General features: G+C 70.4%; 12 protein-coding genes and 1 pseudogene. 5 read left to right on the top strand and 8 right to left on the bottom strand.

From position 1 onward, the window contains the following. Window positions 1-60 precede the first annotated feature (60 nt). Window positions 61-612, bottom strand: a pseudogene (locus tag AC5WRT_RS02690) (cysteine hydrolase family protein). A gap of 53 nt (window positions 613-665) precedes the next feature. On the opposite strand from AC5WRT_RS02690, the gene AC5WRT_RS02685 reads away from it, so the two are divergent. Next, the gene (locus AC5WRT_RS02685; protein ID WP_496098626.1) at window positions 666-1,232 is read left to right on the top strand and encodes a GNAT family N-acetyltransferase; all 567 of its coding nucleotides are present in this window, start codon (window positions 666-668) and stop codon (window positions 1,230-1,232) included. 36 nt (window positions 1,233-1,268) lie between these two features. On the opposite strand, the gene AC5WRT_RS02680 is transcribed toward AC5WRT_RS02685, so the two are convergent. From AC5WRT_RS02680 to AC5WRT_RS02650, 7 genes are all read right to left on the bottom strand, one after another. Further along, window positions 1,269-2,819, bottom strand: coding sequence for a type VI secretion protein (locus AC5WRT_RS02680; protein WP_496099886.1), 1,551 nt, complete (start codon window positions 2,817-2,819; stop codon window positions 1,269-1,271). A 36-nt stretch (window positions 2,820-2,855) separates the two neighbouring features. Next, complete coding sequence (locus AC5WRT_RS02675) at window positions 2,856-4,268, bottom strand: ATP-binding protein (RefSeq protein WP_496099885.1); 1,413 nt, start codon at window positions 4,266-4,268, stop codon at window positions 2,856-2,858. 14 nt (window positions 4,269-4,282) lie between these two features. Then, window positions 4,283-5,842, bottom strand: coding sequence for an SCO6880 family protein (locus AC5WRT_RS02670; protein ID WP_496098623.1), 1,560 nt, complete (start codon window positions 5,840-5,842; stop codon window positions 4,283-4,285). Continuing rightward, on the bottom strand, window positions 5,839-7,176 hold the full coding sequence (locus tag AC5WRT_RS02665; RefSeq protein WP_496098622.1) for a hypothetical protein: 1,338 nt from the start codon (window positions 7,174-7,176) through the stop codon (window positions 5,839-5,841). Before AC5WRT_RS02665 ends, AC5WRT_RS02670 begins: the two co-directional genes overlap by 4 nt. Then, window positions 7,166-7,996: a DUF8175 domain-containg protein gene (locus AC5WRT_RS02660; RefSeq protein ID WP_496098621.1), complete on the bottom strand. Its 831-nt coding sequence runs from the start codon at window positions 7,994-7,996 to the stop codon at window positions 7,166-7,168. Before AC5WRT_RS02660 ends, AC5WRT_RS02665 begins: the two co-directional genes overlap by 11 nt. 107 nt (window positions 7,997-8,103) lie before the next feature. Continuing rightward, window positions 8,104-8,412 carry a DUF8827 family protein gene (locus AC5WRT_RS02655; protein ID WP_014673544.1) on the bottom strand — a complete coding sequence of 103 codons (309 nt, stop codon included), beginning with the start codon at window positions 8,410-8,412 and terminating at the stop codon, window positions 8,104-8,106. 1,147 nt (window positions 8,413-9,559) lie between these two features. Then, window positions 9,560-10,174: a TetR/AcrR family transcriptional regulator gene (locus tag AC5WRT_RS02650; RefSeq protein WP_496098620.1), complete on the bottom strand. Its 615-nt coding sequence runs from the start codon at window positions 10,172-10,174 to the stop codon at window positions 9,560-9,562. A 53-nt stretch (window positions 10,175-10,227) separates the two neighbouring features. Between AC5WRT_RS02650 and AC5WRT_RS02645 the strand changes: the two genes are divergently transcribed. The 4 genes from AC5WRT_RS02645 to AC5WRT_RS02630 all read left to right on the top strand — a co-directional run bounded on the left by AC5WRT_RS02645 (window position 10,228) and on the right by AC5WRT_RS02630 (window position 14,532). Further along, the gene (locus AC5WRT_RS02645) at window positions 10,228-11,127 is read left to right on the top strand and encodes an oxidoreductase (RefSeq protein ID WP_496098619.1); all 900 of its coding nucleotides are present in this window, start codon (window positions 10,228-10,230) and stop codon (window positions 11,125-11,127) included. 165 nt (window positions 11,128-11,292) lie between these two features. Next, a complete protein-coding gene (locus tag AC5WRT_RS02640; protein ID WP_496098618.1) occupies window positions 11,293-12,063 on the top strand; it encodes a trypsin-like serine peptidase in 771 nt (256 codons plus the stop codon). A gap of 529 nt (window positions 12,064-12,592) precedes the next feature. After that, the gene (locus AC5WRT_RS02635) at window positions 12,593-13,600 is read left to right on the top strand and encodes a C40 family peptidase (protein ID WP_496098617.1); all 1,008 of its coding nucleotides are present in this window, start codon (window positions 12,593-12,595) and stop codon (window positions 13,598-13,600) included. A gap of 236 nt (window positions 13,601-13,836) precedes the next feature. Beyond that, window positions 13,837-14,532: a phosphatase PAP2 family protein gene (locus tag AC5WRT_RS02630; protein ID WP_496098616.1), complete on the top strand. Its 696-nt coding sequence runs from the start codon at window positions 13,837-13,839 to the stop codon at window positions 14,530-14,532. Window positions 14,533-14,580: the final 48 nt, after the last annotated feature.

The following is a 14,580-nucleotide window of genomic DNA, read 5'->3' as shown; positions in this document are numbered from 1 at the left end:
AATTCTTGGGAAAGCCCCCGCACCGTGTGCGGGGGCTTTCTGCATTCCAGGACGTGTTTCTCAGAAGCTCACATCCGCGGTCTTCACCGTCCCGCCCCGGCGCCCCGGCGCGTGCTGGCTGCTCCAGTAGAGGTTGGTGTGGGCGATGACCTGCTCCGGGGCCGGCGCGCCGTACTGCGTCAGGTCCTCTGTCGTATGCGCGTCAGCGACCAGCGTCGCGTCGTAGCCCCGGCGTGAGAGCACCGTGCAGGGTCGAGCGGATGCAACAGTCGGTCTGGGCACCCGCGACGAGGAGTTGCCCCACTGCCCGTCCGCCAGAACGGACTCCAGGCGAGTGTCCTCGAAGGAGTCCGGGTAGGCCTTGGCGACGAGCGGTTCGGAATCGAGACGCTTCAACTCGGAGACGTACTCCCAGCGCTCCGTGCCCGGTACCAGGTCCTCGTCCTGGTGCTGCACCCAGACCACCGGCACCCCCGCGGCGCGCGCCTTGTCGATCAGGGTTCCGATGTTGGCGATCACGCCCTCGCGGTTCGGTGAAGTCGGCGCCATCACACCGTTCTGGACGTCGATGACCAGCAGCGCCGTGTGCGGACGTTCGGTCAGTGTTGTCATGGTGGTCACAATATGGGGTGCCGGTGACAACGTGCCCCACTACGGTGGCCCTCATGAGCACCTCGACCAGCGGTGACTACGTCATCCGCGCCATACGACCGGACGACTGGCCCCGAGTGAAGGAGTTGCGGCTGGACGCACTGCGGGACCCGATCGCGCACCTCGCCTTCCTGGAGACGTACGAGGAGGGCGTGTCCAGGACGGACTCCTTCTGGCAGGACCGGGCCACCGGATCCGGTGAAGGATCCACGACGGCCCGGCAGGTCATCGCCGAGGCGCCCGACGGAACCTGGGCCGGCTCGGTCACGGTGATCATGGAGGAGGCCGGGACGAAGGACTGGGCCGGATATCCCGTCGAGCGTCGGCAGGGGCATCTGGTCGGCGTGTACATCCGGCCCGAGCACCGTGGGAACGGACTGATCAAGGCCCTCGTCGACTCGGCTGTGGAGTGGGCGCGGGAGCGCGGTGCGGAGCGGGTGCGGCTGTTGGTGCACGGGGACAACGCCCGTGCCCAGGGCGCCTATCGCAAGGCGGGGTTCGTGCCCAGCGGAGTGGTCCTGCCGTTCTTCAAGGACGAGGCGCAGAACGAGGTGGAGTTCGTTCTCGAGTGGCCCTCCTGAGACGTCTGGTGCCGACCCGGTCTTCGGACCGCGTGACTAGACCGGGAGTTCCTGGTGGGGCCAGCGGGTGCGGGCCTGTTCGCGGGAGCGGAGCAGGGCGAGAGTGGGCAGGCCCTGTTCGGTGCCGGCGGCGAGAAGGTCGGGGAGTTGCGGGAGCGGGGCGACGGCGGCGATGTCGTCCAGGACGAGCGTGAGTGGTGGGTCGAGCCGACCGGAGGATGACCGTTCGGCCATGCGCCGGCCGCGCTCGACCACGCTCGAGACGAGGGCCGTGAGCAGTGGCATCGCGCCGGGATTGCTCCTGGGATCCTCGATGGATTCACCTACCACATAAAGCGTGCCCCCTTCGTGGACGAAGGAATCCAAGGCGAGCGCATCAGTTCGGTTTGGGGTGCATGCCTCGCGGACGTTGACCGTGAACAGCGCGGAGAGGGCGCGGCTGGTCAGCTCCTGGGCGATGTCGCGGCGTTCGGGGTGGGCGGTGAGCGCGGCCTCGAGTTCCCCGGCCGCGCCGGGGGCGGCCTTGGGGTGGGTGCGGAGGGTGCGTACCGCGTCCTGGATCTGGCTGCCCTGGGACCAGCGGTGGACGTGACGGATGGTGCGGTTCTCCAGGGCGGCGGCGTGGAGGTAGCTGCGCAGGAGGGTCAGCGCGGTGTCGGCGACCGCCTGGTCGATCTTGGCCGTGGGCTGGACGGGGGTGAGCAGGGCGGTGGCTCTGTTCACGGCCGTCTGTCTGTCCTCGCAGCCGGTGGTGGGGGACCAGTGGAGGCGGGCCGGGGTGTCGCAGAGGTGGCTGGGGTCGTAGAGGAGGGTGGGCCCCAGTTTGGCTCGGGCGTCCTTCGTCTCGGACCACAGGGCCGGGTTCGAGGTGACGACCAGGGTGGGGCCTTCCGCGTCACGTACGGCCTGGGCCGCGGCCGTCCGGCGACCTTCCCTGGGGGCCACGATGATTCTGTCCCACCCGCTCGCCCGCTCACCGTCCCCGGGCGGAGGGACCAAAGGGGTCTGCGGCGCCGGATGCGGCGGGGACACTGTGGGCTGCTGGGACTGCGGCAGGGCCGCCGTGGGCTGGGGCGCCCGATCCGGCGGAGTTGCCCAGGGCTGGGGTGTCAAGGCGGCCTCTACCGGCTCCGGCTCCGGCTCCGTGCGCCGTACCGGCACCTCGTGCCGCTGCTCCGGCGGCGTCGGCGGCACCGCCCTCAGGGCCCGGGCCCGCGCTCTCCCCGCCCGCCATCGCGCCACCACGCCCATCACGAACACGGTGAGGACGAACAGGACCATCAGCTGGCCGATGAACAGACCCCAGAACAGGCCCCAGCCGGAGAGCTGGGACGCCGGGGTGTCGGGCCAGGCGCCGGCCATGTCGTGGGGCTCGCCGATGAGGTGGCGCATGGCCAGGGGGGTGCGGGTGAAGGTGACACCGTGCGGCCAGGTGCCCTTGGCGAAGAGCGCCGCGAGTCCGGTGGCCGTCCACACCAGCAGGGTCATGCCGAGGAGGAACGCGAGTATCCCGACCAGGAGTCCGTCGGGGATGCCGCCCTGGCCCTCCCGGCGGTCGTCGCGGCGGTCGCGAGCGTCCGGTCTCACCCGTTCCTCCCCTGCCGTGCCTGTGTCCTGCCTGCCCTAGGCCACCGTCGACTCGGAGTCGCCCGGATGCTGTTCCACGAAGGCCGCCGCCCGCTGCTCGGCCTCCAGTTCGGCGGCGCGCAGGGCGTCGTCGGCCGTGAGGTCGCTGGAGGACTCGGTCATCGCGCGGTCGGTGAAGACCAGCGGGCGTTCCGTCTCCGTGACCAGGTGTTTGACCACCTGGACATTGCCGTTGACGTCCCATACGGCGATGCCGGGCGTCAGTGTCGGGATGATTTCCACGGCCCACCGCGGCAAACCCAGCACCCGGCCGGTGGCCCGTGCCTCGTCAGCCTTCTGGGCGTAGATCGTCCGGGTGGACGCCATCTTGAGGATGGCGGCGGCCTCCTTCGCCGCCGCGCCGTCGACCACGTCGGACAGGTGGTGGACGACGGCGACGAAGGACAGACCCAGCCGACGGCCGAACTTCAGCAGGCGCTGGAACAGCTGGGCGACGAACGGACTGTTGATGATGTGCCAGGCCTCCTCGACCAGGAAGATGCGCTTCTTCCGGTCGGGGCGGATCCAGGTGTGCTCCAGCCACACGCCGACGATCGCCATGAGGATGGGCATGGCGATGGAGTTGCGGTCGATGTGCGAGAGGTCGAAGACGATCAGCGGGGCGTCCAGGTCGATGCCGACGGTCGTCGGACCGTCGAACATGCCCCGCAGGTCACCGTCGACCAGCCGGTCCAGGACCAGGGCGACGTCCAGCCCCCAGGCCCGTACGTCGTCTATGGCGACGTTCATCGCCTCGGCCGACTCCGGCTCCGGGTGCCGTAGCTGCTCGACGATGTCGGAGAGGACCGGCTGGCGGTCCAGGATCGACTCGTTGACGTAGGAGTGCGCGACCTTCAAGGCGAAGCCGGAGCGTTCGTCCAGGCCATGCCCCATCGCGACCTCGATGATCGTCCGGAGCAGCGCGAGCTGACCGGTGGTGGTGATCGCCGGGTCGAGGGGGTTGAGCCGGATGCCGTGGTCCAGAGCCGCCGTCGGGTCCAGCCGGATCGGCGTTATCCCCAGCTCCTCGGCGATCAGGTTCCACTCGCCGACGCCGTCCTCGCCCTGGGCGTCCAGGACGACGACCTGGCGGTCCTTGAAGCGCAGCTGGCGCAGGACGTAGGTCTTCTCGAGGGCCGACTTGCCGTTGCCGGACTCGCCGAGGACCAGCCAGTGGGGGGCCGGGAGTTGCTGGCCATACAGCTGGAAGGGGTCGTAGATGTAGCCCTTTCCGGAGTACACCTCGCGGCCGATGATGACGCCGGAGTCGCCGAGGCCGGGCGCGGCCGTGGGCAGGTAGACCGCCTGGGCCTGGCCGGTGGAGGTGCGCACCGGCAGCCGGGTGGTCTCGACCTTCCCGAAGAGGAAGGACGTGAAGGCGTCGGTGAGGACGGACAGCGGATCCCGCATCGGCGAATCAGCCCCTACCTTCGGATGCCGGTGGCGAAGGGAAGTGTGTTCACGAAGGCGCGGTGGTGCTCTCGGTCGCACCACTCCAGCTTGAGGTACGACTTGCCGGCGGAGGCCCTTATCGTCCGCTTGTCGCGGGCGAGGGCGTCCGGATTGCGGGAGGAGACGGTGATGTAGCCGACGAGGTTGACGCCGGCCGCGCCGCTGGCCAGGTCTTCGCCCCGCTGGTCGAGGCGGTTGTGCGCGGCGACGTCGCGCGGGTCGACGGTGCGGTTCATCTTGGCGGCGCGGGAGGCCTCGGCCTCGTCGTTGGTCTTCTCGGTCAGCATGCGTTCGATGGCCACCTCGGTGGGCTCGAGATCCATCGTCACCGCGACCGTTCGGATGACGTCCGGGGTGTGGACGAGGAGCGGGGCGAGGAAGTTGACGCCCACCGGGGTCATCGGCCACTCCTTCACCCAGGCCGTGGCGTGGCACCAGGGGGCGCGGGTGTTGGACTCGCGGGTCTTGGCCTGGAGGTAGGTGGGCTCCATGGCGTCCAGTTCGGCCGGCCAGGCGTTGCGCTTGGTCATGGCCTGGATGTGGTCGATGGGGTGGTCCGGGTCGTACATGGAGTGGACGAGGGAGGCGAGACGGCTCTGCCCCAGCGGCTGCCGGACCCGGATGTCGGCCTCCTGGAGCCGGGAGCAGATGTCGGTCAGCTCGCGGGCCATGACCACGGCGAGGCCGGCGTCCCGGTCGACCTTGCCGCCGCGGGCGCGGACGGCGCGGGCCATGGCGTTCGCCTCGGCGGCCAGTTCGCGGGTGTAGTGCATGCAGGCGACGAGGTAGGCGCGGTGCTGCTCGCTGCTGGTGGAGACCATGGACTGCAGCTGGTCGTAGGACTGCTGGAGCCAGCCGGGGGAACGCGGGTCGCCGCGCTGGGCGACGTCCTTGGCGTGCGCGTCGGGGTCGGCGGGCAGAGTGCGGGCGAGCATCTGCAGGCGGGTGACGAAGCCGTCCCCGTTGGCGACGTGCTTGAGCAGCGTGCCGAAGCGGTCGACGAGGGCCTCCTGGTCCTCGGAGTCGCGCAGGCCGACGCCGGGGCCCTCGATCTCGATGCAGGCGGTGACGGTCTTGCGGTCGGCGTGCAGCAGGACGGCGATCTCGTCGGGCCCGAAGGGGGCGGCGAGCCAGGTGATCCGGCCGATGCCGGGCGGGGGCCCGATCTCGATCTCGCGCCCGTCGAGCCGGATGCCGGCCTCCATGACGCCCGACCGGTAGACGGCCTGGCCGCGCTTGACGGTGCGCTTGTAACTGCGGTTGATCTCGAACCACTTGTAGAAGGTGCGGCGCTTGTACGGCACGTAGACCGCGGCGAGCGCGAGCAGCGGGAAGCCCATCAGCAGCACGATCCGCAGGGAGAGGACCGGGACGACGAGCCCGCACATCATGCCGAGGAACGCGCCCGCGATGATCAGAGCGATCTCGCCGGACTCGCGGTTCCGCCCGATGATCGCGTTCGGCCGGGCGCGGCCGATGAGATACGTACGGCGGGGCGTGACCGGATGGGACAGGTGGGACTCGGTCGTCAACGCCCTTCACCTCCCGAGCGGTTGATGTTGCGGGTGTTGCTGGCGTGCGGGGTGTTGGCGGGACTTGCCGGGCTGGGCGCGCGGGGCGCGGGCGTGGCGGAGGGGACGGCTCCGCCGCCCCCGGTGGGGGTACGGCTGCTGTGGGCGGCGACACCGCCGGTGGCGGGGTTGGTGGGGCGGGGTGCGCTGCTCGTCTGCCCTGCGGCTCCGTTGTTGTCGGCGCGGGAGCTGTGGGTCTTGATGCCCTGGGCGACGAGGGTGGCGGGGGAGCTGATGACGGCGGCGGCCTTGGACTCCGCGCCCTGCATGATGCGGTTGTTGCGGCCGTTGGCGATCTCGTCGCCGAAGCCGGGGACGAAGCGGTAGATCATCGCGCTGGCGAAGATGGCGAGCAGGATGATGGCGAGGCCGGAGACGACGGCGGAGAAGGCGTCGGGGCCGTTGCCGGAGGACAGTGCCCCGGCGAGCCCGAGCACGATGACGATCACCGGCTTCACGAGAATGACGGCGATCATGATGCCCGCCCAGCGCCGTACGTGCCCCCACAGGTTCTTGTCGACCAGGCCCGCGTAGACGACGGTGCCGAGGAGGGCGCCGACGTAGAGGAGCGCGGCCCTGATGACCAGCTCCAGCCAGAGGACGCCGGCGGCGAGGATGCTGACCAGGGAGACGACGATCAGCATGATCGGGCCGCCGCCGATGTCGGTGCCCTTGCCGAGGGCACCTGAGAAGGTGCCGAAGAACGTGTCGGCCTGGTCGCCGGTGGCCCTGGCGAGGACTTCGGTCACCCCGTCGGTCGCGGAGACGACCGTGTAGAGGATCAGCGGGGTGAAGGCGGAGGCGAGCACGGTCAGCCACAGGAAGCCGACGGCTTCCGAGATGGCGGTGGTCAGCGGCACGCCGCGCACCGCGCGCTTGGCGACGGCGAGGAGCCACAACAGCAGGGTGAGGATCGTGGACGCGGCGAACACGACGGCGTACTGCTGCAGGAACTTGGGGTTGGTGAAGTCGACGTTGGCGGTCTCCTTCACGGCCTTGCTGAGCTTGTCGATGGTCCAGGAGGCGGCGCTGGCACACCCCTTGGCCAGCGAGGAGAGGGGGTCCAGGGTGTCGGTGAGGGGGTTGTTGGGGGCGGAGCCGGTGCCGCCACTGGAGCCGCCGTCGTTCTGGCAGTACTTCTTGGCAGGCCCGGCGATGAGAGAACAGGGATCGTCGCTCTTGGAGGGTGTCGGATGGGAGGCAGCGGCCGCGCGAGTAGCCACAAGTACGACAGTGGTTTGTACGGCGGCCACCACACCGGTGAGCTTGAGCGTGCGGTGCCGGTTACCGGGCATAGGTGAAGCCTCCGAACTCCTGGACCGCCTTGCTGATCTCATCGGCCCCCGACACAGGGTTGTCACCAGTGACGGGAGTGGGACCGGTCTTCTGCGTGGATTCCAGGACCTTCCAGTCACTGTTGGTCCAGCGCAACTTCATGGTCACGGTGAACCAACTACTGGTCACCGGGTTGGTCGAACTGTCGCCGGCGACGCCGAAGAGGCCGCTGCACCAGACCTCGACCGTGGCGGCGCCGTCGCTGTACGACGTCCTCCTTGTGCCGACCGGCATTGTGCGATTCACGAACGTGCTGCCCGCGGGTGCACTGCCGTCGTTATTGAGCCCGATCTTCTTCAGGAACGCGGCCGAGTAGTCGGCGTCGAATCCCGATTGGAGAGCGCTCACGGCGCTGGGATCGGCGATGGTCTGCACAATCTCGTGCCGCCGCACCTCGTTGAACATGCCGTCAGAACCAAGCACGCTCGCGTAATTCGCCGCCGCGCTCTCCGCCCCCTGTTCCGTATGGGGGAAGCCCGAGGGGATGCCGCCGGTCTTCGTGTCCACCGGTCGGGTGCCCGTGGCGGCGGTGGACGACGTGTGCGGCTGGGAGCCCTGTGCTGCCGAACCCCCCGACGACGACCCGTCCCCCCTGTTGGCGAAAGCGATCGCTGCGATGAGGAGGACCACCACTCCGACCACGGTGACCAGGCTGCGGGAGGAGGAGCGGTGGGCGGCTCGGCGGGGGGCGCCGCCGTAGGGGTCGGTCTCGGGGAGGCGGGTGCGGGTGTGGCCGGTGTCGTCGTAGTCGGTGTAGGCCTGCTCGTCTCCGGAGGTCATGTCGTGCGCGCTCCCTCACCCTCATAGGCGTACGACGGTAGCCGTGCTGGTTGCCGCGCGGGCGCGGTCTGTTGACTCGACATCAGGGAGACGCAACCTTCGGGGACTCAGACCGCCATGCCGTACACGATCGTGAACAGGGTGCCGAGGGAGCCGATGATGAAGACCCCGGTCAGACCGGCGATGATCAGGCCCTTGCCCTGTTCGGCGCTGAAGGTGTCCCGCAGGGCCGTGGCGCCGATGCGCTGTTTGGCCGCGCCCCAGACCGCGATGCCGAGGCACAGCAGGATGGCCACGGCCATGACCACCTCGATCATCACCTTGGCCTCGTTGCCCAGGCTGCCGAAGGGGCCCCAGTCCGGAGCGATTCCGCCGATGATGGTGTTGATGTCTCCCTTGTCGGCCGCAAAGAGCATGTAAGTCACCGCCCCTGGTGGGTAGTTCCGTCGGCCCCCTGCGGTGTGCAGAGGTCAGGCCTCATTGTCGCCGACAACGCCGCCGACGTATGTCGACTTGACGTCATTGACTGGCGGGTTTCGTGCGAACAGCGCGTTCGGTCACTCTGTGTATCACGGCAGGTCACGGCGGGCAACGAGATCCGACCGGAACCTGTTGTCCGGTTCCGTCGTTGTCCTCCCTTGCGACCTGGCGCGTTTTCTGACGGCCGGTCGGGTGAGGCGTCGGGACGATGTTCTCATGGGCGGGGTGCGGGAAATGGCCAAGTCCCCGCGCGGGAGGCGTGCTCCGCGTCGGGGTTCCGGAAACGAGGGCGGGGCGGGCAGGGAAGACGGGCCGCGGCCGGCTGCCGTGGCCCGTCTTCCCTTCCGTGCCGCCGAGGGGACCCCACGCGCCCCTCACCTGGCGGCTCCCCGTGACCCGACGGGGTGGTCCGGCGTGTGGCTCGGCCCGTGGGGAAGGCGCTCGTGCCCTTCGGGGCGCCCAGGCCCGTCGGGCCGTCGTAGCGGGGCCCGGCGCCCGGCCGGTCCGGGAGTCCGAGGCGCCGTCCGGTGAGACGGTCTTGGGTGTGATGTCCTTCAGGGGCGTCCGCTTCTCCATGAAGGCGGTGGTGCCGCCGGTGACGCGGAGGGCGTCGCAGGCGGCGTGCGTCCCTTGTTCGGGCGGCGCCACACGCCTTCTCGTAGCGCACACAGGGCCTGGTCGACCCGGGCGGCGAGGGCCCGGGCGCTCACCTTGCGGGCCGTGGTGGCGGCTTCGGCGTGGGCAGCGGTGGTCGGGCCGGCGGCGACGAGTGCGGCGGTGGCCGCGGCTGCCGGGCCGGCGCGGCGCCATCTGCCGCCTGGGCGGGGGGAGCCGGAAGTGGTCGTGCGCAAGGCACAGCCTCCTGGTGCGGCGGACAGGGGCCTGCGGGTGTGGGGGAACGCCGGTGGGTCACTGGTGGGGGCGGCGGCCCGCGACGACCCTTCCCTTGTTGAGTACGCGACAACAAGGGGGTTTCGGAATCCTGACTTCCCGGTTACTCGGAGCGGTTGAGGGATTGCTGACCAATGACGGTCTGCTGGCGCTGAGCTGGCTGCGGCTTGACCCGGGATGCGGGGGAGCGTCTCAGCGGGGCTTGAGGCCGTGCAGCAGCAGACGGACGTGGTCGTCCAGGCCGCTCAGCGTCTCCTCGGCGTCGAGCGCGCAGGCGGCGATGAGGGCGGCGAGGCCGTGCAGGCTCGCTGCGGCGGCCATGGTGATCCGCTCGGGGTCGCCGGCGACGATCTCCCCCTGGTCCTGGGCGTCCGCGACCAACCGGGTGAGGGAGCCGAAGGACTGGTCGACGGCCGCGGCGAGCCGGTCGGAGCTGTCGGGGTCGTGCTTGCGCGTGAACATCAGCTCCAGCAGTTCGGGGTTCTCGACGGCGAAGCCGAGGTAGGCGCGGGCGAGGGCGGTCATCCGCCCCTCGAAGGTGAGGCCGGGCTTTTCGGCGGCCGTGGCCAGGGCCCGGTTCAGTCGCTCGTACCCCTCCAGCGCGAGGGCGTCCATGAGCGCCTGCTTGTCCTTGAAGTGCCTGCCGGGGGCCGCGTGGCTCACCCCGACGTCCCGGGCCAGCTCGCGCAGCGAGAGCGCGCCGACGCCCTTGTCGCGCAGGGTGCGCTCGGCGCTCTTGAGCAGTGCTGCGCGCAGGTCTCCGTGGTGGTAGGGGCGGCTCGCGGGCGACGGGGACATGCCGGCCATCGTATCTCGATGTTGTCGTTGACAGCATTGTTGTCGATGTCTACTTTGGGGGCATGGCTGACAAGTGGAACGCGACCCGGCTCCCCGACCTCACCGGCCGTACGGCCCTCATCACCGGCGCCAACAGCGGCCTCGGCCTGGCCGCCGCCCAGGCGCTGGCCCGTGCCGGAGCGCATGTGGTGTTCGCCGTACGGGACCTCGCCCGGGGCGGCGCCGCCGCGGCGAAGGTGAGCGGCAGCACCGAGGTGCGGCGCGTGGACCTGGCCGACCTGGACTCGGTGCGGGAGTTCGCGGACGGCTGGGACCGCCCGCTGGACCTGCTGATCAACAACGCGGGCGTGATGATGCTGCCGGAGCAGCGCACCCGGCAGGGCTTCGAGATGCAGTTCGGCACGAACCACCTGGGGCACTTCGCGCTGACCAACCTGCTCCTGCCCCAGGTGCGGGACCGGGTGGTGACGGTGTCCTCCGCCTACCACCGCTACGGCGACGGAGTGATCCACTTCGAGGACGTGAACCTGCGCGGCCGCTACACGCCGACCCGCGCCTACGCCCAGTCCAAGCTGGCCAATCTCCTGTTCACCCTGGAGCTCCAGCGCCGCCTCGCCGGGACCGGCTCCCCCGTGCGCGCCCTGGCCGCCCACCCCGGCTACGCGGCCACCAACCTGCAGAGCCATCACGCGAACCCGCTGGCCAGGGCCGCCATGTCCGTCGGCAACAGGATCTTCGCGCAGAGCGACCGAGCGGGTGCCCTGCCCACCCTCTATGCGGCCGCCCAGGACCTGCCCGGCGCGTCCTACGTCGGCCCCTCCGGTCTCGGCGAGATGCGCGGCGCCCCCACCCTGGTCGGGCGCAGCGCGGCGGCCGCCGACCCGGAGGCGGCCCGGCGCCTGTGGACCCTGTCGGAGGAGCTGACGGGTGTGGAGTGGGGGCTGAAGCCGGTGGGCTCCTGATCACCAGTGACGTGACGTACCGTGATCACAGCAGGTCGAAGCGTCGAAGAGGTGTGACGGTGCCCCGCGTTGGTGCCTGCGGTGCGGCCCGTCGGAAGGTTTCACAGGAAAATCTCAGATAAGTCTCGGTCGGATTCTCACATTCGTGGGGGACAGTGAGCACTGATGAAGCGCACCTCACGCATCATGGTCACCTCGCGCCCCGCGTTGCTGGGCGTCGTGGTGATGCTCGCCCTGACCTCGGCGTCCGTCGCGGCCGCCGACGACGGGCCGGGGCCCCTCGGGGTCACCGCCGACGCCGTCGCCACGCGGCACACGGCGCGGGTCGGCGCGCTGTTCGGTGCCGACCGGGCCGACGACCTGGCCGGCGGTCACTTCTGCACGGCTTCGGTCGTGCACAGCCCCAAGGGCAACCTCCTCGTCACCGCGGCGCACTGTGTGAACGGCGCCGACAGCGACCTGGTCTTCGTGCCGGGCTACCGGGACGGACAGGCGCCGTACGGGGTGTGGAAGGTGCTCAAGCGCTACCTTCCCGACGGGTGGGCCAAGGACCAGGACGAGGACAGCGATCTGGCCTTCGTCGTCGTGGAGAACCTGGACGGCAGGCGCATCGAGGACGTCGTGGGGGGCAACCGCTTCACCACCGGTACGGCCACCGGGGCCACCGCCGTGACCGTCATCGGCTACCCCGACTCCCGTGACGTGCCCATCCGGTGCACCAACAAGCCGGTGTCGCACAGCCGCACCCAGCAGCGCATCGACTGCCCGTCCTTCGCGGCCGGCACCAGCGGCAGCCCCTGGATCAACGGTGACGCCCAGGTCGTCGGCGTCCTCGGCGGCCACGAGGAGGGCGGCTCGACCGACGACGTGTCGTACAGCGTGGTGCTGGGCACCGAAGCGGCCGAGCTGTACAAGGACGCGATCGGCGATCCCTGAAGCGCAGGCGACGGGGAGGCGGCCGGCGCGCCACCGGACGGCCGCCGTCCGGACGCACTGACCACCCGCCAGCGGATCGCCGCCACCGGGGAGGCCGAGCCGTCCGCCGCCGCCACCCTCGGCTTCTCGGTCCTGGCCTTCGCCGTCGTCGCCACCGGCGTGTGCTGGGCGAACCGGCGCAGGTACGGCGTGTTCGGGACCGGCGCCGGCGGGGCGCCGGCCACGGGCGCGCCCGGCGGGACAGCACCGGCCGGCGCGGGCGCGACGAACACGGTGATGGGGACGACGTCCATGAAGAGGGCACCGCTGAGCGGGCGCAGGTAGCGGCCGCCGGAGTTCCGGACGGGCGCGCCCACGCGGCTCGCGAGGAAGCTCGCGCGGGCCTGCCCGGGCAACTGCTGGTGCCGTCCGACCGGATGCGCACCGCGCGTGCGTGAGATTCCGCTGTGAGCGGCGAATTGGGTTCTCGTGCCGGGACCCGGTGCGCTCGTAGACTGCTGCGGACGGACTGGCCGGTGGCGAGGGGCGGTTGACGGTGCGTAAGGCGTGGGTGGCCGGGGGCGCCCTCGTGGGGGCCGGGACGGGCTTCGTGATGCTGCTCGTCGTCGGGGTGTACGTCGTCGCCGGGAACCTCGTCAACGGACTCGGCACGGGCGGCCGGGCGCTCGCGAAGGGTGCCGTACCGGCCGCCTACAAGTCGCTCGTGCAGGAGTGGGGCAACCTGTGCCCGGCGCTCACCCCCGCGCTGCTCGCCGCCCAGCTGTACCAGGAAAGTGGCTGGAACCCGAACGTCGTCAGCCCGGCGGACGCGCGCGGCATCGCCCAGTTCATCCCCAGCACGTGGGCCACGCACGGCATCGACGGCAACGGCGACGGCAAGAGGGACATCTGGGACCCGGGCGACGCGATCCCGTCGGCCGCTTCGTACGACTGCGAACTGGCGAAGTACGTCAAGGACGTGCCGGGCAACGTCTCCGACAACATGCTCGCCGCCTACAACGCCGGTGCCTACCGCGTCATACAGGCCGGCGGCGTCCCGCCGATCAGCGAGACGCAGAACTACGTCAAGCGGATCCGCAGCCTCGCGCAGAGCTTCGCGGCCCCCGCCGGCCGGATCGACCCCACCCAACAGGCCGCCGGGGCCATCGCGTTCGCGCAGAGCAAGCTCGGGACGCCGTATCTGTGGGGCGGCGAGGGAGCGGCCTCGCAGGGCGGGCGGTTCGACTGCTCGGGGCTGACGCAGGCCGCGTACGGGAAGGTCGGGATCAGCCTGCCGCGGGTGGCCAACGACCAGTACAACGCCGGACCGCACCCCTCGCGGAACCAACTCCTGCCGGGCGACCTGGTGTTCTTCTCCACCGACCTGGGCGACTCGCGGGCCATCCACCACGTGGGGATCTACGTCGGCGGCGGGTACATGATCGACGCGCCGCGCACGGGCGCCGTGATCAGGTTCGACCCCATCGACACCCCCGACTACTTCGGTGCCACCCGTGTCACCGAAGATGGCGCAAAAGCGCTCTCCACGACGGTGTGACACACCGTGAACCAACGCCCTGAGCTGCGGTGATGAATCTCTCTTCGATAACGTCTGCGTGATCGTTCAGTGGAGAGTGGAACGTATTGATGGGGACCGTGCGTTCCTGTTGACGTAGCCGAGCGGACGTCAGTACGGGCAGTGCGACAGTGCAGCGGAAGCGGATCTACGAACCACGGGGGTAGGAGCGACGCACACGAGGTGCGTCCGGCAGACGACGAAGGGGCCGCAGCACCATGGCTGTACTCGCCGAATCCGGATCGAACCCCGACGTCGGCCTGCTCTACGACATCAACGGCCTCGCCAAGGGCGCCCCGCACTGGTTCGACCGGGCCATGGAGTTCGTCGGTGAGTACGGCCTGCTGCTCGCCATGGTCCTGCTCGTGCTGTGGTGCTGGTGGACGGTGCGGCGCCGGGGCGGCGAGGACGCCGCGTCCTCTGTCGCCGCGCTGGTCTGGGCGCCGCTCGCGGCCGGTATCGCCGTGCTGGTGAACGTGCCCATCCGGGGCTTCGTGGAGCGCCCCCGGCCCTTCGTGGAACACCAGGGACTCGACGTCCTCGTCTCCGGCAAGACCGACTTCTCCTTCGTCAGCGACCACGCGACCATCACCATGGCCGTGGGCGTGGGCCTCTTCGTCGCCGACCGCCGCCTCGGCCTCGTGGGGATAGGGCTCGCGCTGCTGGAGGGCTTCTGCCGGGTCTTCATGGGCGTGCACTATCCGACGGACGTCGTCGGCGGCTTCGCCCTCGGTACGGCCGTGGCGCTGCTGCTGTCCCCGCTCGCCATGGCGCTGCTCACCCCGCTGATGCGAGCGGTGGAACGCTCGCCGAGGGCGGGGTGGATCGTGCGACGCGGTCCCCTGCCGGGCGTCCCGGTCGTCCCCGACGTCGGTCGCTCGGTCGAGTCCGAGGAACGGGACCTGGCGGCGTAGCCCGGCGCTGCCGCCGACCGTGGGCGGGACGGCCCGCCCGCGCCGATG

Source organism: Streptomyces sp. NTD91 (assembly GCF_059510455.1).
The sequence above is the reverse complement of the archived record's forward strand: the minus strand, read 5'-3'. Positions and strand labels throughout refer to the sequence as shown.